General features: G+C 69.0%; 22 protein-coding genes. 5 read left to right on the top strand and 17 right to left on the bottom strand.

Translation table 11 applies throughout. The features are described from left to right. Positions 1-42: 42 nt before the first annotated feature. The 5 genes from ACSMFO_RS01600 to rpmB form a co-directional block, all read right to left on the bottom strand. A complete protein-coding gene (locus ACSMFO_RS01600; RefSeq protein WP_436456535.1) occupies positions 43-450 on the bottom strand; it encodes an ankyrin repeat domain-containing protein in 408 nt (135 codons plus the stop codon). A gap of 63 nt (positions 451-513) precedes the next feature. Then, a complete protein-coding gene (rpsR, locus tag ACSMFO_RS01595; RefSeq protein ID WP_038514098.1) occupies positions 514-762 on the bottom strand; it encodes a 30S ribosomal protein S18 in 249 nt (82 codons plus the stop codon). Beyond that, positions 759-1064, bottom strand: coding sequence for a 30S ribosomal protein S14 (gene rpsN, locus ACSMFO_RS01590; RefSeq protein WP_016334058.1), 306 nt, complete (start codon positions 1062-1064; stop codon positions 759-761). Before rpsN ends, rpsR begins: the two co-directional genes overlap by 4 nt. Then, positions 1064-1231 carry a 50S ribosomal protein L33 gene (gene rpmG / locus ACSMFO_RS01585; protein WP_240598784.1) on the bottom strand — a complete coding sequence of 56 codons (168 nt, stop codon included), beginning with the start codon at positions 1229-1231 and terminating at the stop codon, positions 1064-1066. The genes rpsN and rpmG overlap by 1 nt, the downstream gene beginning before the upstream one ends. Then, a complete protein-coding gene (gene rpmB, locus ACSMFO_RS01580; RefSeq protein ID WP_005149951.1) occupies positions 1231-1467 on the bottom strand; it encodes a 50S ribosomal protein L28 in 237 nt (78 codons plus the stop codon). Before rpmB ends, rpmG begins: the two co-directional genes overlap by 1 nt. An 84-nt stretch (positions 1468-1551) precedes the next feature. On the opposite strand from rpmB, the gene mrf reads away from it, so the two are divergent. The 4 genes from mrf to ACSMFO_RS01560 are packed head-to-tail and all read left to right on the top strand — an operon-like array spanning position 1552 to position 4287. Next, on the top strand, positions 1552-2805 hold the full coding sequence (mrf, locus tag ACSMFO_RS01575) for a ribosome hibernation factor-recruiting GTPase MRF (protein ID WP_436456532.1): 1254 nt from the start codon (positions 1552-1554) through the stop codon (positions 2803-2805). Beyond that, the gene (locus tag ACSMFO_RS01570) at positions 2802-3059 is read left to right on the top strand and encodes a type B 50S ribosomal protein L31 (RefSeq protein WP_034306403.1); all 258 of its coding nucleotides are present in this window, start codon (positions 2802-2804) and stop codon (positions 3057-3059) included. Before mrf ends, ACSMFO_RS01570 begins: the two co-directional genes overlap by 4 nt. Continuing rightward, complete coding sequence (gene rpmF / locus ACSMFO_RS01565) at positions 3059-3217, top strand: 50S ribosomal protein L32 (RefSeq protein WP_038514106.1); 159 nt, start codon at positions 3059-3061, stop codon at positions 3215-3217. Before ACSMFO_RS01570 ends, rpmF begins: the two co-directional genes overlap by 1 nt. Beyond that, on the top strand, positions 3214-4287 hold the full coding sequence (locus tag ACSMFO_RS01560) for a GTP-binding protein (RefSeq protein WP_436456530.1): 1074 nt from the start codon (positions 3214-3216) through the stop codon (positions 4285-4287). Before rpmF ends, ACSMFO_RS01560 begins: the two co-directional genes overlap by 4 nt. 234 nt (positions 4288-4521) lie before the next feature. Here ACSMFO_RS01560 and ACSMFO_RS01555 read toward each other — a convergent pair whose 3' ends face one another. The 10 genes from ACSMFO_RS01555 to ACSMFO_RS01510 form a co-directional block, all read right to left on the bottom strand. After that, the gene (locus ACSMFO_RS01555) at positions 4522-5934 is read right to left on the bottom strand and encodes an AMP-binding protein (RefSeq protein WP_436456529.1); all 1413 of its coding nucleotides are present in this window, start codon (positions 5932-5934) and stop codon (positions 4522-4524) included. Between the two features lie 22 nt (positions 5935-5956). Next, on the bottom strand, positions 5957-6649 hold the full coding sequence (locus ACSMFO_RS01550; RefSeq protein ID WP_436456527.1) for a DUF899 domain-containing protein: 693 nt from the start codon (positions 6647-6649) through the stop codon (positions 5957-5959). 22 nt (positions 6650-6671) lie between these two features. Continuing rightward, complete coding sequence (locus tag ACSMFO_RS01545; protein ID WP_436456525.1) at positions 6672-7007, bottom strand: ArsR/SmtB family transcription factor; 336 nt, start codon at positions 7005-7007, stop codon at positions 6672-6674. Continuing rightward, the gene (locus ACSMFO_RS01540; RefSeq protein WP_436456523.1) at positions 6997-7428 is read right to left on the bottom strand and encodes an SRPBCC domain-containing protein; all 432 of its coding nucleotides are present in this window, start codon (positions 7426-7428) and stop codon (positions 6997-6999) included. Before ACSMFO_RS01540 ends, ACSMFO_RS01545 begins: the two co-directional genes overlap by 11 nt. A 75-nt stretch (positions 7429-7503) precedes the next feature. Further along, positions 7504-8904, bottom strand: coding sequence for a pyridoxal phosphate-dependent decarboxylase family protein (locus ACSMFO_RS01535; RefSeq protein WP_436456522.1), 1401 nt, complete (start codon positions 8902-8904; stop codon positions 7504-7506). Then, positions 8901-10205: an MFS transporter gene (locus tag ACSMFO_RS01530; protein ID WP_436456520.1), complete on the bottom strand. Its 1305-nt coding sequence runs from the start codon at positions 10203-10205 to the stop codon at positions 8901-8903. The genes ACSMFO_RS01535 and ACSMFO_RS01530 overlap by 4 nt, the downstream gene beginning before the upstream one ends. A gap of 34 nt (positions 10206-10239) precedes the next feature. Continuing rightward, positions 10240-11199, bottom strand: coding sequence for a sphingomyelin phosphodiesterase (locus ACSMFO_RS01525; protein ID WP_436456518.1), 960 nt, complete (start codon positions 11197-11199; stop codon positions 10240-10242). Positions 11200-11216: 17 nt separating this feature from the next. Beyond that, a complete protein-coding gene (locus ACSMFO_RS01520; protein WP_436456516.1) occupies positions 11217-13232 on the bottom strand; it encodes a neutral/alkaline ceramidase in 2016 nt (671 codons plus the stop codon). Between the two features lie 138 nt (positions 13233-13370). After that, entirely contained in the window at positions 13371-14396 is a 1026-nt protein-coding gene (locus tag ACSMFO_RS01515; protein WP_436456514.1) for an LLM class F420-dependent oxidoreductase, read from the bottom strand. Positions 14397-14408: 12 nt separating this feature from the next. Next, positions 14409-15329 (bottom strand): oxygenase MpaB family protein, encoded by a 921-nt coding sequence (locus ACSMFO_RS01510; protein WP_073842763.1) that lies wholly within the window; start codon positions 15327-15329, stop codon positions 14409-14411. Between the two features lie 90 nt (positions 15330-15419). On the opposite strand from ACSMFO_RS01510, the gene ACSMFO_RS01505 reads away from it, so the two are divergent. Beyond that, positions 15420-16013, top strand: a complete 594-nt coding sequence (locus ACSMFO_RS01505) for a TetR/AcrR family transcriptional regulator (RefSeq protein WP_436456513.1) — start codon at positions 15420-15422, stop codon at positions 16011-16013. On the opposite strand, the gene dmpG is transcribed toward ACSMFO_RS01505, so the two are convergent. Together dmpG and ACSMFO_RS01495 are read right to left on the bottom strand one after the other, a co-directional pair. Beyond that, positions 16004-17038 (bottom strand): 4-hydroxy-2-oxovalerate aldolase, encoded by a 1035-nt coding sequence (gene dmpG / locus ACSMFO_RS01500; RefSeq protein ID WP_360094197.1) that lies wholly within the window; start codon positions 17036-17038, stop codon positions 16004-16006. The genes ACSMFO_RS01505 and dmpG overlap by 10 nt on opposite strands. After that, positions 17035-17937 (bottom strand): acetaldehyde dehydrogenase (acetylating), encoded by a 903-nt coding sequence (locus ACSMFO_RS01495; RefSeq protein ID WP_436456509.1) that lies wholly within the window; start codon positions 17935-17937, stop codon positions 17035-17037. The genes dmpG and ACSMFO_RS01495 overlap by 4 nt, the downstream gene beginning before the upstream one ends. Between the last annotated feature and the right edge of the window lie 2 nt (positions 17938-17939).

Raw genomic sequence — 17939 nt, 5'->3', positions numbered from 1 at the left:
AAGGATTCAGCGCCCCGGACCGCGATCCGAGTGAGAACCGCCTCAGCGCTCGAACAGTTCCAGCAGCTCGGTGTTGCCGAACATCTTGGCCGCGTCGATCGCCGACGGCTCCCCCGCCGTCGCGTCCGCGCCGCCCTTGAGGAGCGCCTTCACGACCTCGGGCTCGTTCTTGAAGACCGCGCCGGCGAGGGGGCTCTGGCCGCGGTCGTTCTCGCGGTTCGGGTCGGCGCCGCGCTCGATCAGCGCCGCGACGGTCTCCGCGTGACCGTGGTAGGCGGCGAGCATGACCAGCGTGTCGCCCCGGTCGTTGGTGAGGTTCGCCGAGACCCCCGCGTCGACGTACGCGGCGAGCTCGGCCGTCGCGCCCGAGCGGGCGAAGCCGAACACCTTGGCCCACAACTCCAGCAGTTCGGGATCGAATTCCTCGGCCTGTCCGGGGTTCTCCGTCATGGGGCCGATTCTCCCACAGCGACGCGGTCCGGGCGGCGCGTCGCACCGCCCGGACCGGCGGCGTCAGCGCCCCGCGTTGGGGTAGGGCAGCAACGCCATCTCGCGGGCGTTCTTGATCGCCGTGGCGACCTGTTTCTGCTGCTGGGGCGTCAGCCCGGTGACCCGGCGGGCGCGGATCTTGCCTCGGTCGGAGATGAACTTCCGCAGCAGGTCGGCGTCCTTCCAGTCCACCTCGGTGATCTTGTTGGCGTGCAACAGGTTCGTCTTGCGCTTGTACGGACGGTCGCGGTTCGGCTTGGCCATCGTGCTCACCAGCTCGACTTCGTGACGCCGGGCAGTTCGCCGTTGTGCGCCATCTGCCGCATCCGGACCCGCGAGAGCCCGAACTTCCGCAGGTAACCGCGCGGGCGGCCGTCCGCGGCGTCGCGATTGCGGATCCGCGTCGCGCTGGCGTCGCGCGGCATCGCCTGCAGGGCCGACACGGCGGCGGCCTTCTCCTCCGGCGACGCGGAGGGCGAGGCGATGGTGGCCTTCAGCTCACGACGCCGTTCGACGTAGCGGGCGGCGACGACCTTGCGCTGCTCGTTCTTGGCGATCTTGGACTTCTTGGCCATCAGCGCTCCTCCTTGAACTCGACGTGCTTGCGCGCGATCGGGTCGTATTTGCGCAGCACCATGCGGTCCGGGTCGTTCCGGCGGTTCTTCTTGGTGACGTAGGTGTAGCCGGTGCCGGCGGTCGAGCGGAGCTTGATGATCGGCCGGACGTCGGTGCTCTTGGCCATCAGAGCTTCACCCCTTTCGCGCGGAGCTCGGCCACGACGGCCTCGATCCCCCGCTTGTCGATGGTCTTCATGCCCTTCACCGAGACCCGCAGCCGGACCCAGCGCCCTTCGCTCGGCACGAAGTACCGCTTGGCCTGCAGGTTCGGCTCCCAGCGCCGGGACGTGCGCCGATGCGAATGCGACACCTGCTTCCCGTAGCCCGGTTTGCGGCCGGTGACCTGGCACACGGCGGACATACACCCTCCCGAGTTGATATCGGTTGTCGTTTTCATTTACTCTACACAGCCGAACCAGAACGCCCTCGACGCCCCGGAGCTTCAGTGACCGACAACCCCCGCGTGCCCCTCGTCCTGATCAGTGGCCTCGCACCGGGACCGAACGCCGACCTCGCCGAGCGGCTGCGCCTCGCCGAACCCGGCACCGCCGTGGTGCATCACGACCTGAGGCAGATCCACTCCGGTGTGGTCCGGCGCCGGATCCGGCTCGGCGACCGCGACCAGCTGACGGTGCTCGAACTGGCGCACGGCTGCGTGTCGTGCACGTTGCGCGAAGACCTGTTGCCGTTGCTGCGCAAGCTCTCGCAGATGCCGCGGGTGCGGCGGATCGTGGTGCGGCTCGACGAGGCGATGGAGCCAGAGCCGGTCAGCTGGGCGCTGCACAACGTCCTCGTCGGCGAGCGGCCGGTGATCGAGGACGTCGACCTGCGGGCCGTGCTGACGGTCGTCGACTGCGCGGGCTGGCTGGCCGACAGCACCGGCGACGACACGCTCGCCGAGCGGAACCTGCCGGCCAGCCCCGAGGACGAGCGCACCCTCGCGCAGGTCGCGTTGTCCCAGGTCGAGTTCGCCGATCTGCTCGTCCTCGCCGGAGCGGCGACCGACGCCTGGTCTGCGGCGAAGGCTTCGGCCGTGCTCGACCGCGTCGCGCCGTCGATCCCGCGCGTCGAACTGTCCTCTGTGGACGGGAAGACCGTGCTCGACGCCGTCCCGGCCGATGCCCGGCGCGGCGAGGTCACCGACATGCACGGCCCGCTGCTGCGCGGCCAGCCGCCGTTGCACACCGACTGCGGGATCGGGCTGCTCACCTTCACCTCGCAGCGCCCGTTCCACCCGGAGCGCCTCCACGACGCGATCGACGTCCTGCTCGACGGCGTCGTCCGCACCCGGGGACGGCTCTGGGTGGCGAGCCAGCCGGACATGGCGCTGTGGATCGAATCCGCGGGCGGCGGTCTCGGCGTCGGGCACGCCGGGCCGTGGCTCGCCGCCCCGGACGGTCCGGACTGGGCCGCCGTCTCCCCCGAACGACGCACCCTCGCGTCCCTGCGCTGGGACCCGCTCTTCGGCGACCGCGCGCAGGAACTGGTCGTCGTCACCGATCAGGCCACCCCCGACGAGATCGAAGCCGCCCTGAACGGGGCCCTGCTGACCGAGGAAGAACTCGCCGCCGGGGAACAGGAATGGCTCCGCTATCCGGATCCGTTCGGCGAGTGGCACGAAGAACCGTGCGAGGACACGGAAACCGACCCCGAGAAGCACGACGTGAACGCGTCGAACCGAAAGGACGAAACGCAGTGAAACCGGGTATCCACCCCGACTACCACCCTGTGGTGTTCAAGGACCTCTCCACCGGGGACGCCTTCCTGACCCGCTCCACCGCCACGTCGGAGCAGACCATCGAGTGGAGCGACGGCAACACCTACCCGCTGGTGAACGTCGAGATCAGCTCGTGGTCGCATCCGTTCTGGACCGGCAACCAGCGGATCATGGACAGCGCCGGCCAGGTCGAGAAGTTCCACCGCCGCTACGGCCGTCGCGGAGGGTCGAAGTAATGGCCGTCCCGAAGCGGAAGATGTCGCGCAGCAACACCCGGTCCCGTCGTTCGCAGTGGAAGGCCGCCGTGCCGGATCTGGTGCCGATCAAGGTGAACGGCGAGACGAAACTCGTGCCGCGCAAGCTGATGAAACACTTTCACCAGGGTGGGGCGTGACGACGCCCGTCACGGTGCTGTCCGGCTTCCTCGGTGCGGGCAAGACGACCGTGCTCAACCACGTCCTCGCCAACCGCGACGGGCTGCGGGTGGCGGTGATCGTGAACGACATGAGCGAGGTCAACATCGACGCCGCGCTGGTGCGGGACGGGAACAGCCTGTCCCGTACCGAGGAACGGCTCGTCGAGATGACCAACGGCTGCATCTGCTGCACCTTGCGCGACGACCTCCTGGAGGAGGTTTCGCGACTGTGTGAGGACGGACGGTTCGACTACCTGCTCATCGAATCGAGCGGCATCTCCGAGCCGATGCCGGTGGCGGCGACGTTCTCGTTTCTGGATTCCGCGCGGCTCGACACGATGGTGACCGTGGTCGACACGGTGAACTTCGAGCGGGAACTGACCACCGGGGACGCGCTGACCGAACGCGGGCTGGACCAGTACGACGGGGACGAGCGGACGGTCAGCGACCTGCTGATGGACCAGATCGAGTTCGCGGACGTCCTCCTGCTGACCAAGGCGGACCTGGTCCCGGGCGGTTCGCTCGACCGGCTGACGGCGGTGTTGCGGCGGCTCAACCCGGCCGCCGAGGTCGTCGTCGCGACCCACGGCCGAGTCCCGCTCGACCGGGTGCTCGGCACCGGGCGCTACGACATCGAGCGGGCGCAGGAGGCACCCGGGTGGGTGGCGGAACTCAACGGTGATCACGTACCGGAGACGGAGGAGTACGGGATCTCCAGCGTCGTCTTCCGCGCCTCGATGGCTTTCGATCCGGAACGGCTGTGGGACTTTCTCGAGCGGCTCGACACCGGGGAGTTCGGGACGGTCCTGCGGTCGAAGGGGTTCTTCTCGCTGGCGTCGCGACCCGGGGTGACCGGGTTGTGGTCGCAGGCCGGTTCGGTGGCCCGGTTCGAGCCGCAGGGTGTCGAGGAGGCGCCGCGGCAGGAACTGGTGTTCATCGGTGTGGGGCTGGAGAAGGACGCGCTGCTGGACTCGCTTGAGGCCTGTCTGGCCGTCGGTTCGGGCGGCGTGGATCCGTTTCCGGAGTGGGAAGCGGTCCACGTCCACTGACTTGCCTGCGGCAAGTACGGTCACGGACTAGGTAATGGGCACTTCCGCGACTTAGCGGCTCCTTCAACGTTGCGAAAGCCACTTTCACAACGTTGAAGGTTGTGAAAGTGGCTTTCGCAACACGACACAGTTGCCTTACCCCTCAACGGAACTGCCCTCGCCGCTCACTACGTATGAGGTCAGTGGTCGTCGTAGTGGTCCTGCGACGTTCTCACCCGACCGAGTTCCCCCGGCTCAGGCGATGCCGCGGCGGTGCGCGGCCCAGAACGGCGCCCGCAGTGCCCGCTTGTCGACCTTGCCGATCGCCGTCAGCGGCAGCGCCTCGGCGAAGTCCACATCGGACGGTACGAAATGCTCCCGACCGAAGAACTCCCTGGCATGGACGCGGACGTCTTCGGCCGACAGCGCTCCTGAAGCGACCGGCACCACCACGGCGTGGACCCGCTCACCCTCGCCGTCGTCACCCGGCACACCGAAAACGGCAACGGAACGGATCAGCGGGTGCCGCGCGAGCGCGTGCTCGACCACGGTCGAGTACACCTTGGTGCCGTGCTCACCGGTGATGATGACGTCGTTCGCCCGGTCCAGCAGGTAGAGATACCCCTCGTCGTCGAACCGTCCGAGATCACCGGTCCTCAGCCAGCCGTCCCCGATCGGCGCCTGCCCGTGGTAACCGTCCATCATGGACAGTCCGCGCACCAGGACCTCCCCGTCGTCGATCCGCGCCTCCATGCCGGGGACGATCCGGCCGACGGATTCGAGCCGGCCCGGCCGCCCGTCGAGTTCCGCCGCGGAGATGCTCGCGATCATCGGCGCCTCGGTGAGCCCGTATCCCTGCCCGACCACGGGCCCGAACACGTCGAGTGCCTGAGCCAGCCGCCGCGGCGGAAGCGGGGCGGCACCCAGCGACAGCCCGCGCACACTGCCGACATCGGTCGACGTCATGGCCGGATGGTCGAGCACCGCGGCCAGCCGCGCGGGCGTGAGGGACAACGTGGTGATCCGGTGTTCCGCGATCGCGTCCAGGACGGCGCCCGCGTCGAAGCCCCGGAGCAGCACCACGCTTTCCCGCCGCAGGATCGCCCCCAGCACGGTGGCGTTGCCGGTCATATGCGTCATCGGCGCGATCAGCAGGGTGCGCCCCGGCCCCGTCGGGTCCGGCGCGAAGATATGGGCCATCCCGTCGTAGATCCCGCTGTGCCGGATGAGTTTCGGCGTTCCGGTGGTGCCACCGGTGGGAAAGACGACGGTGACCGACCCCGGCAGCCTCGCCGGGTCGGCACCGTCACGGTCCACCAGTTCGCCGAGCGTGGTCACCCCGTCCGGCCAGTCCGCCGCGTGCTCGGCCACCAGGGTCGTGACCCCGGCCGCCTCGACCGCGGCGAGACGATCCGGCGCACTCGCCGACGCGGCGACGAGCAGGACCGTCGAGCCCCGCAGCTGGGCGGCGATCTGCAGGAGGACGGTTTCGGGCCGGTTGCCGGCGTCGATGGCGACCACACCGCCGTCCGGCAGTCCCGCGTACATCCGGCGTACCAGCTCGAACGCCTGCCCGTAGGTGGTCTTCACGCCGTCCTGGACGAACAGCACCTCGTCGCCACCCGAACGCAGCGCGTCCAGCACCCTGGTCAGAAACAGACTCTCCACCGGCCGGACCCTAAACCCAGGCTCACGACCCCGAGCAGCACCCGCCACCGGACGACGCGGAATCCTCGTAAGCGTCGTGCCAGTTCCACCACTCGTACGGCGGCGTCTGCGGATGACCCTCCGGCGAGTCCTCCCATTCCTCCTGGCGCCCCAGCGCCGTGATGTCGAGGTAGCCCCAGGTGCCCCCCAGCGCCTCGTCGCCGCGACCGTTGACGAAGTACGTCCGGAACACCTGGTCACCCTCGCGGATGAAGGCGTTGGTGCCGTGCCATTCGCCGACGCCGAAGTCGACGTCGAAATCGCCGGTGATCGTGTACCACGGCATCGTCCAGCCCATCCGCGTCTTCAGCCGCGCGATATCCGGCTGGGTGCCGCGTGAGGCGAAGGCGAGCGTGGTGTCACGGGCGTTCAGATGCGCGACGTGCGCGACCTGGTCGGCGACCAGCGAGCAGCCTTTGCAGGCGTGGTCGGGGAAACCCTCCACCCCGGGATCGAAGAACGCCCGGTAGACGATCAGCTGGCGGCGTCCCTCGAACAGGTCGAGGAGGTTGACCGTCCCGGACGGGCTCTCGAACTCGTACGGTTTCTCGATCGCGAGCCACGGCATCCGCCGCCGCTCGGCCGCGAGCGCGTCGCGGGCGCGGGCCAGCTCCTTCTCCTTGACCAGCAACCGAAGACGCGCTTCTTCCCATTCCGCGGCGGACACTGTGTTCATCGCGCCGACTCCTCGGTGAAACTCATGCTGAACCCTCCAGATGGTCTTTCAGCGCCGCGAGCGGCCCGTCCCAATCGCGGGCGAGCGCGGCGAGGAACTGCTGGGCGACCTGCATCGGCGCCGAATGCAGCCGGTACCGGACGCGACGCCGCTCCCCCTGCTCCGAGATCACGAGGCCGGCATCGGCGAGCAGCGCGAGGTGCTTGGCGATGGCCTGCCGCGTGATCGGCAGCCGGTCCGCCAGGTCGGTCGCCGTGGCCGGGCCGCCCGAGGCGAGGACGGCGAGAATACTCCGCCTGCTCGGGTCGGCCAAGGCGACGAAGACCTGTTCGGCGATCGCTTCGTTGTCAGGCGGCATCGAGGTATTCGATCAGTTCGCCCAGCTCGGCCGCCCACCCCTTCGTATTCCCTTCGAACGCGACCTGGTGGACGTCGTCCGGCAGCTGGGAAAAACCGGTCTCGACGACGGTGAGCCGGGTGCCTCCACCGTTCGGGGCGAGGGTGAACTCGACGTAGGTACGGCGAGGGTCGTCGTCGGGCAGACCGTAGATGTTCCAGGTGAAGCCGAAGATCTCCGGCTCTTCCACACGCTCGACGCGCATGATCGCCTTGTGCCCCTCGTCCCATTTCATCTCGGCGTCGCCACCGGGCCGCAGGTCGATGCTGGCCTGGTTGCCGAACCAGGTGCCCAGCCCTTCCGCCGTGGTCAGCGCGGCCCAGACCTTCGCGGGCGAATGGGCGATCTCGACGGTGCGTTCGATCCGGTCGGGGAATCCCACGACAGCCTCCTCAAGTAGCAATCAGTCGGTTGCTATAATTTTGTATAGCAACCGACTGATTGCGTCAAGGGAAGTTCAGGAAGCCGTGTACAACGCGCCGAGGAACTCGAGCAGCAGCCGCTCCCGCAGCGGACCGGGCGCCGTGGCCAGCAGGGCGTTGATCTCCGCCATCCGGGTGGGCAGGCCCGCGTCGCCGACGAGGCCCGCGGCGGCGAGCAGTCCGGCGAACTGCTCCGGCGTCAGCGTGGCGGGATCCAGCGCGGCGACGAACTCGGCCACTTGCGGATCGACGACGACCGGCCCGGCCTCCCGGGCGGACGAGACAGAGGCTGCGAGATCGGCGAGGAAATCCTTCTCGCTCCCCCGGTTCGCGGCCGTCACCGTCAGGTGAAGGTTCGCGGGCGAGGACTCGTGGGCGAACTGCGGCTGGACGTACCAGCCGCGCTCGCGCATCTCGTCCGCGACGGTGAACAGGTCGAATCCGGCGCCGTCCGCCACGGTGAACGCGAGAAGGGTCGACACCGGATCGCCGAGGACCCGCAAGCCGTCCAGCGCCTCGATCCCGGCGCGGATTTCGACGGCCGCCTCACGCGCCGCCGAAGCCAGTTCGCGGTAACCCTCTTCGCCGACATGCCGCACGACAGCCCACGCGGCGGCGAGCGGACCGCCGGACCGCGTGCTCTGCAGCGTGGTGTTCAGCATCGTGTAGCCGGGCCAGTCCGCACTGGCGAAGTACTGCGAACGACGCAGCCCGGCGTCGGCGTGCAAGAGGACCGACACGCCTTTCGGGCAGTACGCGTACTTGTGCAGATCCACCGAGACACTGGTGACCCCGGGGACGTCGAACCCGAACGGGCCGAGCCCCAGATACGGCAGCACCCAGCCGCCGATACACGCGTCGACGTGGAACCGGACGCCGCCCAGCGACGCGGCGATCTCCGGGATCGGGTCGAGGACGCCGTGGGCGTACGACGGCGCGCTCGCGACGACGAGAACCGTGCTGTCGTCGACCGCCGCGGCCATCGCCTCGGGAACGGCGCGGAAGCTCACCGGATCGACCGGCACCGAAACCACACGCACGCCGAAGAAATGCGCGGCCTTGTGGAACGCGGCGTGCGCGGTCATGGGCAGCACGATGCTCGGCGAGGGCACGTCCGGGCGCGCGTCGCGGGCGGCCAGGACCGCGAGCATGCACGACTCCGTGCCGCCCGACGTCACCGAGCCGACCGTGTCCGCCGTACCGCCCAGCAACCGGGCGGCCGTGCCGACGAGGTCGTTCTCCATCCGCAGCAGGCTCGGGAACGCCGTCGGGTCGAGCCCGTTGGCCGCCGAGGCCAGCGCGTGCGCCGCCGCGCCGAGTTCGTCCACTTCGGACAGACCGCTGTCGTAGACGTACGCGAGCGTCCGGCCGCCGTGAGTCGGCAGGTCTCCCGCACGTAGTTCCCGAAGCTCCTTCAGGACGTCCTCGGCGGTCACGGCCGGCGCTCCAGCACCGACTTGCGCAGCAGCGGGATGCCGAGCACGATCAGCACGGCCGGAAGGATCGACGCGCCGAGCAGGATCGCCGTGAGCGCGCTGTCCGGCTGCGCGGCCTTGGCGTCGAGGCTGGACTGGTAGCCGCCGAGTTGCAGCACCAGCCCCCAGAGCCCCGGCCCGAGCGCGAGCCCCAGCGTCTCGGACGCGGTCCAGACCCCGGCCGCGACCCCGGCCCTGGTCTCGCCGGTCCGCTCCTCCTCGTCGCTGATCAGGTCCGGCAGGATCGCCAGCGGGAACACCGAGATCCCCGCGTACCCGACGCCGCAGAAGGCGACGAACACCATCGTGACGGGGAACGGGAACACCTTCGCGCCGAGAAGACCGAGCAGCCCGATCCCGAACGCGGCGGTCGCGATCCGGAATCCGGCCAGTTTCCCGACGCTCGCCCCGAGTTTCGGCCACAGCGGCATGGTCAGCAGTGCCGGACCGACGAAGCCGACGAACAGGACCGTCGAGTAGCCGGAGCTGCCGAGGATCCGCTCGGCGAAGAACGGGATGGCGGCCAGCACCGTGCCGATGCCGAGCGCCTGGATGAAGTAGACGCCGAGCAGCCAGCGGAACGGCCGCCACTGCGCCAGCGTCCGGAGCAGCTCGCGCGGGCTCACCGTGTTCGGCCGCAGCGCGCCGACGGGAGCGTCCTTGAGCCCGAAGTACACGCCGAGCGTCGCGAGCAGGATGACCACGGCGATGAACAGACCCATCACCCGATAGCCGGCGACGCCGCCGATGAGGTCGGTGATCGCGGGCGCGCCGCCACCGGACACCAGGATGGCGACCGCGAGGAAACCGATCCGGACGCTGGTCAGCTTCGTACGCTCTTCGGCCGAGTCGGTCAGCTCGGCGGGCAGCGCGTTGAACGGCACCTGGAAGAAGGCGTACGCCGTGGCGCACAACAGGAACACGACGATCACGTAGATCGCGTCGGGAACCGGGCCGCCGAAGCCCGGATGCGCGAACAGGGCCGCGAAGAGAACCGCGACGCCGATGCCGCCGTAGAGCAGGAAACGGCGACGGCTCCCGGTGCGGACCATGTCCGCGTCCGAGAGCCGTCCCGCGATCGGGTTGAAGAGCACGTCCCACGCTTTGGGAACGAAGACGATCAGGCCGGCCACGCCCGCCGCGACGCCCATCGTGTCGGTGAGGTACTTCAGGAGGAGCAGGCCGGGAACCGTGCCGAAGGCGCCGGTGACGAACGAGCCGAGCGAGTAGCGGTACCTCGTCCGTGCTGGCAGGGCTGCCATGATCCTCCTCGAGGCGGTTCTCCCGATGAAGGCCTCAGTATTGGATCTTGGCCACCACCGGGTAGTGGTCGGAGGGAATCGTGCCACCGTCGTAATGCACGAGCTGTACCGGGCCGACAGCGGCGAGTGGACGCCCGCCCGCGCGGACGGCTCCGACGTAGTCGAGCGAGTCGCGGTAGGTCGCCGGAACGGACTTCGCCGCATTGGGGTTCGTCGCCGCGTCGAAGGTGTACGCGCCTTCGCCCGTCGTGCGGAGAACGCCGTCTAGGAAGGCCTCACCTTGCTGAACCTGGGTCCGGCCGAGGGAATCCTTGCGCGTTTGTCCCGCCCAGTACTCGATGTTCAGGTCGCCCGCGATGACGACCGGCTCGCCGGCGGGAGCGTATTTCGTGACCAGGTCCCGGATCTCGCCGAGCTGCGCCATCCGGACGTCGTGCGCCTTCGGCAGCGTCTCCGGTCCCTCGTCGGCCTGCATGTGGGTGCCCGCGATCCAGACCGGCTTCCCGGCCACGACCAGCCGGGCGAGCGCGGCTCCCTTGTTCGACAGATAGTCCGCGGTGCCGGAGTAGGAATTGCGGAAGACCAGCTGGTGCTGTTCGGTCACCGGCGCCTTGCTCAGCACGGTGACCCCGCCGTTGACCACGATCGGGGAATTCGAGCAGTTGCCGTTCACCGTGGTCCAGCCCGGTGACGTGGAGCAGTACTGGCCGACGAGCGGGGTCTGATGCGGCCAGACGTCCTTCAGCCGGTTCCGCATTTCCTCCGCCTGGGCGCTGAACGCCTCGTCCAGGACGACGACGTCGGCGTCGTTCGCGCGGATGACGGCCTCCGCCGCGCGGGCGCGCGCTTGTTTGTCCGCCGTGTTCGGACTGGCGATCCAGGGCAGCTGCCAGATGTTGAACGCCATGACCTTCACCGTGACCGCCGCCTGGGCGGGGACGGCGGTTCCGGCGAACAAGGCGGCGGCGATGGCGAGTACGGCGAGCTTCCGCACGAAAGACCCTTTCGGTGTCAGGAAACGACGAACGTCCGCGAAGTCCCGCTGAACGCGGAGATCGCCCCGTTCCAGCCGTTCTTCCAGTTGCCGAAGTGGACCACGCGATATTTGCCGATCGGGGCGTTCGCGGGGATCTTCCAGTGGACGACGGCTTTCGATTCGGCGACGAAGGTCCGCGCCCAGTGGTATTTCGTGTCCCAGTCGCCGTCGTCGGCGTGGCGGACCCACTTGCCGTCGACCAGCCGCTGGATCTCCAGGAACGTGCCGCCGCGCCGGAGGTCGTTCTTCGGGTGACCGGTGACGAACTCGACCGCGACCTGTTCGCCGCGCGCGTAGGTGCTCTTCGCGTCGGCCAGGACGTCACCGAAGCTCTTGAACGCGGGCGGGCTGTCGAAGACGACGCCGGGCTGGAAGTTGATCAGCTTGCCGCGCAGATCCCGCGGCGTCGGCCCGTGCGGAACCGAGGTCCCCGCCTTCATCGCGGCCGCCAGTTTGGCGAATTCCTGCTGGTACGCGGGAAGTGTGTAGCGGCCGTAGAGGGTCGACGCGCCTTCGTACTGCTGCGAGTCGTACTCCTCCGGAGTGGTGACGTACTGGCTGTAGGCGTTGGAGTAGCCCTGGACGAGCACGTTCTCCAGCGGGACACCGAGTTCGGCGGCGACAGTGCGGCGCAAGCGCAGCCCGGAGACGATGGTCAGTTCGGCCGGTACGGCCACGAGGTGCAGCTGCCCGATCCGGACGAGCTGCAGCGGCAGTACCTCCGGCGTCCACGGGTACGGCTTCATCGCGCCGAACGGCACCGCGATCACCTTCGGCGCGTGCGCGTCGGCGAGCGCCTGCGGGATCGGCGCGTCGATGCCGCCGAGCCAGTCGATGAACGGGTTCTTCACCCCTTCCGGCAGCGGCAGGCCGGGGCCGTCCTCACGGCTGCCCGCCAGCATCGAGACGCCGATCGCGGCCGTGCAGGTGCGTTGCGGCCGCCCGTTCGGCGTGTACTTCGCGTCGACGGCCACGTCGGACATGTCCACGTAGCACATCCGGTGGTCGACGCCGCCCGTCACGGCCTCGGCGGCGGCGTCGAAGGCGCTCTTCGCCGCGCGGAACTGGAGATCGCCGATGGTACGGGTGTTCTCGAACTCGGTTTCGGGCGTGCCGGGTTGGAGGTTCAGGTTCGGGCTCATGTCGCCGGTGTTGGTCTGCGGGAACGCGGCGACGAACCGCGGGTTCCCGTCGAGGTAGCGCACGCCGGCGTGGTCGTGCTCCCACTCGTAGGCGGCGTACCCCTTGTTGTCGCCGCTGATCAGGTGGTTGCCGTTGCTCATCGACGTCCCGTGCGTGGCGAACCAGCTGATCGCGCCGACGTCGACGCCGTTCTGGCTGAACCGCAGCACCGTGACGGCCGGGTCGATCGCCTGCGGGAAGTGGTCCTTGTCGGCCTGGGGGTTCAAGTCGAAGGCCTTGCGGGAACGGTTGACGCTCGCCTTGGTGAGCTCGGCACGGCCGAGCCGGATCGACCCGGGCGCGAGGTTCGCGTGCGCCCGGCTGATCGCTTCGAAGATCCCGTCGACGACGGCGTCGTAGACCTCCTGCTGGAAGCCGAGGATCGCCAGATCGTAAGCGGCGTAATGGGAATCCCCGCCGCAAGCGGAATGGGTGTGCGTGGCGTTGAGCAGTACGTTCTGCTCGGTGTACAGGTCGCCGTACGCGGCCTGGAGCTTGCGCAGCACGCCCTGGTGGACCGACTGGAACAGAGCGCCGAGGTCGGCGGTGACGAAGGCGATCCGCTTGGCTCCGTCGTCGACCACGAAGGCCCGCGCCCGGGTGCGGAGGTGGATGCCGGCGGTCTGCTGCTGCGGCATCGAGTAGCCCATCATGCCGTTTTCGGCGGCCGGGCCGGTGACGTCGGAGATGCCTACGCCGACGCGGAAACCCTTCGACGGCGCCGCTTGCGCCTGCTGGGCGCCGAGCATGCTCGCCGCGACCGGCAACGCCGCCGCACCCGCGAGAACCCGCCTCCGGCTCACCGTCATGAGTCGCACCTCCCGGCCACGAACATGAACCGACTTCATGTTCGTGGCCGGGACGCTACGTGATGGGCCTCACTGCCGCAACCCCACTAAAGGCGCGGACCACCCGCATTCAGAGGACTAATTGCATGCTGGGAGCGGCTACCCGAGGGTTTCGGCGACCTTCGTGAGCGTCGCGGCATCCCCGCGCAGCAGCAGCGTGGTCACCACGGTCTCCTCCCACGCCGCGAGTTCGTCGCGGATCTTCTCCGCCGGCCCGATCAGCGACGTATCCTCGACCAGCGAAGTCGGGATCGCGGCCGTCGCTTCGTCCTTGCGCCCGGCCAGATACAGCTCCTGGACCTTGTCGGCGACGTCCTCGTACCCCATCCGCGCGAAGACGTCGTGGTGGAAGTTGACCGATTTCGCGCCCATACCGCCGATGTAGAGCGCGAGCGACGGCTTGATCCAGCTCGCGGCCTCTTCGACGTCGTCGTGGACGAGCACCGGAACGGACGCGGCGACCTCGAAGTCGTCGAAACCGCGCCGGGCGCCGGGCCGCGAGAAGCCCTCCTCCAACGCCTTCCGATAGAAGGCGTCGCTCTTGGGCGAGAAGAACAACGGGAGCCAGCCGTCGCATATCTCCGCCGACAGCGCCACGTTCTTGGGCCCCTCCGCGGCGAGGAAGATCGGGATCTCCTTGCGGAACGGGTGCACTGTGGACTTCAGCGGCTTGCCGAGCCCGGTGCCACCCTGCAGCGGCAACTGGAAATGCTGCCCGTCATGGGTCACCGGCGCCTCGCGCGCCACGACCTTCCGCACGATGTCGACGTACTCGCGGGTGCGCGCGAGCGGCTTCGGATACGGCTGCCCGTACCAGCCTTCGACCACCTGCGGCCCGGACGCGCCGAGCCCGAGCACGAACCGGCCGCCGGACAGATGGTCCAGCGTCAGCGCGTGCATGGCGGTGGCGGTCGGGGTGCGCGCCGACATCTGGACGATGTTGGTGCCGAGCTTGATCCGGCTGGTCGACGCGCCCCACCAGGCGAGCGGCGTGAACGCGTCCGAGCCATAGCCCTCGGCGGTCCACACCGAATCGAAACCGAGTTCTTCGGCCCGCCGGATCGCGTCCAGCGCGCCCTCCGGCGGGCCGGAGGACCAGTACCCGAGGTGGTAACCAAGCTTCATCGAGGCTCCTCGTCAGACGTTCGGTGAGTAGTGCTCGGGTTTGCCCCGCTCCGAAAGCGGCGGAAGGTTCCTCGCGGGAGTCTCGACCAACGGCGCGTCCGGGGCCAGTTCGCCACGCTCGCGGCGCCAGCCCGCCCTGGCGCGCGGGTGGTAGCGGCGATCGCGCGGGACCAGCTTGAACGCCGCGTTGATCAGCTTCCCCACCCGGCGGTGCCGTCGCTCGTCGCGTTCGGTCCAGGTGTAGCCGAGCCGCTCGCGGATCGGCGGGTCGTACAGGCCGATCGTCAGCCAGACGAAGTTCCGCGCCACCTGCCCGCGCACGAGGTTCCACGCGAAATCCGGCAGCCAGGGCAGGAAATGCGGTTTGGCGATGTCCTGGATCTCGAGGACGTCGCGCGTGGCCTTGTTGTCCTCCAGCACGTCCTCGCACATGCGCTTCCAGTACAGCTGGAAGTCCTCCCACGACTCCGGCACCGGGCGCATGCTCATGCCGTACATCTCGTACCACTGCACGTGCTCTTCGAAGAGTTTCCGCTTCTCGGCCTCGCCGATGCCGCCGCAGAAGTTGTCGGCGATGAGGATCGCGCTCACGAAGAACGTCGAATGCGCCCAGTAGAACGTGTCCGGGTTGAGCGCGTGATAGCGCCGCCCGTGTTTGTCGACGCCCTTGATCCGATCGTGGTAGCCGCGCACCTCCAGCGCGGTCTGCCGCGCCCGCGGGCCGTCGTAGATCACTCCCCCGATCGGGTAGAGCGAGCGGAACAGCCGCTGCCAGCGCTCCTCGAAGAACCGCGAGTGTTCTTCGACGCCCGCGCCCAGCTCGGGGTGCATGTTCTGCATGGATCCGGCCCAGAGCGCGATGAGCAGCCCGCGCCAGTCGCCGAAGTACTTCCAGGTCAGCGAATCCGGTCCCAGCGGCCGTGGCTGCGTCATCCCCGGTCTCCTCAATGAGCTGGTTAAATTGACCACAACTGTTGTCAGGTTAAAGTTGACAACGGCCGTAGTCAACAAGAGGAGCCGATCATGGCCGGCCGCAGCTGGGCAGGCACGACCCTGGACGACCGCAAGGCCGCGAGGCGGGGACAACTCGTCGACGCGGGCCTCGACCTGCTCGGCACCCAGGGCAGCGCGGGGGTGAGCGTCCGCGCGGTGTGCCGCCACGCCAAGCTGACGGAGCGGTACTTCTACGAGAACTTCACCGATCGCGAGGAACTGGTCGTCGCGGTCTACGAGCACATCGGCGAGCAGGCCCGGCAAGCGCTGGTCGACGCGGTGAGCGACACGGCCGAACCCGCCGAACGCGCGAAGGCCGCCGTCCGCGCGTTCGTCGAGTTGATGCTCGACGACCCGCGCAAGGGCCGGGTGCTCCTGCTCGCGCCGATCACCGATCCCGCGCTGACGACGCGCGGGATCGCGCTCCTCCCCTCGTTCGCCGAACTGGTCAGCGGGCAGCTGTCCCACGGTGACGCGGCCGAGCGGCAGATGACCTCGATCGGGCTGGTGGGCGCGCTGAGCAACGTGTTCATCGCCTACCTCGACGGCTCGCTCAAGGTGAGCCGCGAGCGCCTGATCGAGCATTGCGTCCGCCTCGTGCTCGGCGCCGACCGTCAACCCTGACCGCGTTCGGCGACCAGCTGCAGGGCGATGTCGATGATCATGTCCTCCTGCCCGCCCACGTACTTCGCGGCGCCGACGCGGTAGAGGATCTCGTGCGCCGGGACGTCGTAGCGTTCCGCGGCGCGTTCGGCGTGCAGGAGGAAACTCGAGTACACCCCGGCGAAGCCCTGCACGATCGACGACCGGTCCATCACCGGCAACCGCGTGATGTAGGGCTTCACGACGTTCTCGGCCGCGTCCATCAGCACGTCCTTGTCGACGCCCGTGCGGATCCCGAGCTTCTCGAAGGTCGCCGCGAGGACCTCGGTCGGCGAGTTGCCCGCGCCCGCGCCGAGCGCCACGAGCGAACCGTCGATCTGCCGCGCGCCCGCCCGGTAGGCGAGCACCGAGTTCGCGACGCCGAAGCTCAGGTTCTGGTGCCCGTGGTAGCCGACCTGCGCCTCGTCCCCGAATTCCGCGACCAGCGCGGCGACGCGTTCGCCCGCGTCCTCCAGGATCAGCGCCCCGGCGGAGTCGACGACGTACACGCACTGGCACCCGGCGTCGACCATGATCCGGCCCTGTTTCGCCAGCGCCTCGGGCGTGGACATATGGGACAGCATCAGGAAACCGACCGTTTCCAGCCCGAGCTCGCGCGCCGCGCCGAAATGCTGGACGGAGACGTCGGCCTCGGTGCAGTGGGTCGCGATCCGGACCGCGCCGGCGCCGAGGTCCGCGGCCACCCGCAGGTCGCCGACCGTGCCGAGGCCTGGCAGCAACAGCACCGCGATCTTCGCCCGCCGTGCCTCGTCGACCGCCGCCTCGATCAGCTTCCGTTCGTCCACAAGGGAAAACCCGTAGTTGAACGTCGAGCCGCCGAGCCCGTCGCCGTGGCTGACCTCGATCAGCGAGACCCCGGCGTCGTCGAGTGCCCGGACGGTGTCGCGCACGTTCTTCTCGGTGAACTGGTGCGCCATCGCGTGGCTGCCGTCGCGCAGGCTGGTGTCGACCAGCCGGACCTCACGGTTCACGTCGTCCCAGCTCATGCCGCCACCTCCTGAGTGGCCAGAAGGTCACCGACACGGGCGGCCGCGGCCGTCATGATGTCGAGGTTCCCGGCGTATTTCGGCAGGAAGTCCCCGTTCCCGGCGACCTCCAGGAACACCGCGACCCGCGCCTGCCCGCTCCAGCCAGGCCGGGGTGGGTCGTACTGCGGATCCGCTTTGAGCGTGTAGCCCGGCACGTAACCCTGGACGGTTTCGACCATCCGGTGGATGGATTCGCTCACCGCGTCGAAGTCCGCGTCCGGGCCGATCGCGCAGAACACGGTGTCGCGCATGATCATCGGCGGTTCGACCGGGTTGATGATGATGATCGCCTTGCCGCGGCTCGCTCCCCCGACGAGTTCGATCCCGCGCGCCGTCGTCGCGGTGAACTCGTCGATGTTCGCGCGCGTTCCCGGCCCGGCCGAACGCGACGAGACGGACGCGACGATCTCGGCGTAGGGCACCGGCGTCACCCGCGACACCGCGTGCACGATCGGGATCGTGGCCTGGCCGCCGCAGGTGATGAGGTTGACGTTGGGCACGTCGAGCCGTTCGGGCAGGCCGACCGCGGGGCAGGTGAACGGGCCGACCGCGGCCGGGGTCAGGTCGATCGCGCGGATCCCGGCGGTGGCGTACCGCGGCGCGTTCGCCAGATGCGCCTTCGCCGAGGTCGCCTCGAAGACCAGGTCCGGCAGCTCGTCCCGCGACAGCAGCCAGTCGACACCACCGGCCGAGGTCTCCAGTCCCAGTTCCGCGGCCTTCGCCAGCCCGTCCGAATCCGGGTCCACGCCGACCATGTACCGCACCTCGACGTGCTCGCTGCGCCTCAGCTTCGCGAGCAGGTCGGTGCCGATGTTCCCGGGACCGACGATCGCGGCCACCGCTTTCCGTTGCGCCATGC

It is taken from the genome of Amycolatopsis sp. w19, assembly GCF_051373225.1.
In the GTDB taxonomy this organism is placed as follows: domain Bacteria; phylum Actinomycetota; class Actinomycetes; order Mycobacteriales; family Pseudonocardiaceae; genus Amycolatopsis; species Amycolatopsis japonica.
Note: the sequence above shows the minus strand (reverse complement) of the source record. Positions and strands in the feature narration are given on the sequence as shown.

Excerpts from the sequence above, each read along its gene's own strand:
- ACSMFO_RS01600 (WP_436456535.1), bottom strand. The coding sequence starts at position 450 with ATGACGGAGAACCCCGGACAGGCCGAGGAATTCGATCCCGAACTGCTG.
- rpsN (WP_016334058.1), bottom strand. The coding sequence starts at position 1,064 with ATGGCCAAGAAGTCCAAGATCGCCAAGAACGAGCAGCGCAAGGTCGTC.
- rpmG (WP_240598784.1), bottom strand. The coding sequence starts at position 1,231 with ATGGCCAAGAGCACCGACGTCCGGCCGATCATCAAGCTCCGCTCGACC.
- rpmB (WP_005149951.1), bottom strand. The coding sequence starts at position 1,467 with ATGTCCGCCGTGTGCCAGGTCACCGGCCGCAAACCGGGCTACGGGAAG.
- rpmF (WP_038514106.1), top strand. The coding sequence starts at position 3,059 with ATGGCCGTCCCGAAGCGGAAGATGTCGCGCAGCAACACCCGGTCCCGT.
- ACSMFO_RS01550 (WP_436456527.1), bottom strand. The coding sequence starts at position 6,649 with ATGAACACAGTGTCCGCCGCGGAATGGGAAGAAGCGCGTCTTCGGTTG.
- ACSMFO_RS01545 (WP_436456525.1), bottom strand. The coding sequence starts at position 7,007 with ATGCCGCCTGACAACGAAGCGATCGCCGAACAGGTCTTCGTCGCCTTG.
- ACSMFO_RS01530 (WP_436456520.1), bottom strand. The coding sequence starts at position 10,205 with ATGGCAGCCCTGCCAGCACGGACGAGGTACCGCTACTCGCTCGGCTCG.
- ACSMFO_RS01520 (WP_436456516.1), bottom strand. The coding sequence starts at position 13,232 with ATGACGGTGAGCCGGAGGCGGGTTCTCGCGGGTGCGGCGGCGTTGCCG.
- ACSMFO_RS01515 (WP_436456514.1), bottom strand. The coding sequence starts at position 14,396 with ATGAAGCTTGGTTACCACCTCGGGTACTGGTCCTCCGGCCCGCCGGAG.
- ACSMFO_RS01510 (WP_073842763.1), bottom strand. The coding sequence starts at position 15,329 with ATGACGCAGCCACGGCCGCTGGGACCGGATTCGCTGACCTGGAAGTAC.
- ACSMFO_RS01505 (WP_436456513.1), top strand. The coding sequence starts at position 15,420 with ATGGCCGGCCGCAGCTGGGCAGGCACGACCCTGGACGACCGCAAGGCC.
- dmpG (WP_360094197.1), bottom strand. The coding sequence starts at position 17,038 with ATGAGCTGGGACGACGTGAACCGTGAGGTCCGGCTGGTCGACACCAGC.
- ACSMFO_RS01495 (WP_436456509.1), bottom strand. The coding sequence starts at position 17,937 with ATGGCGCAACGGAAAGCGGTGGCCGCGATCGTCGGTCCCGGGAACATC.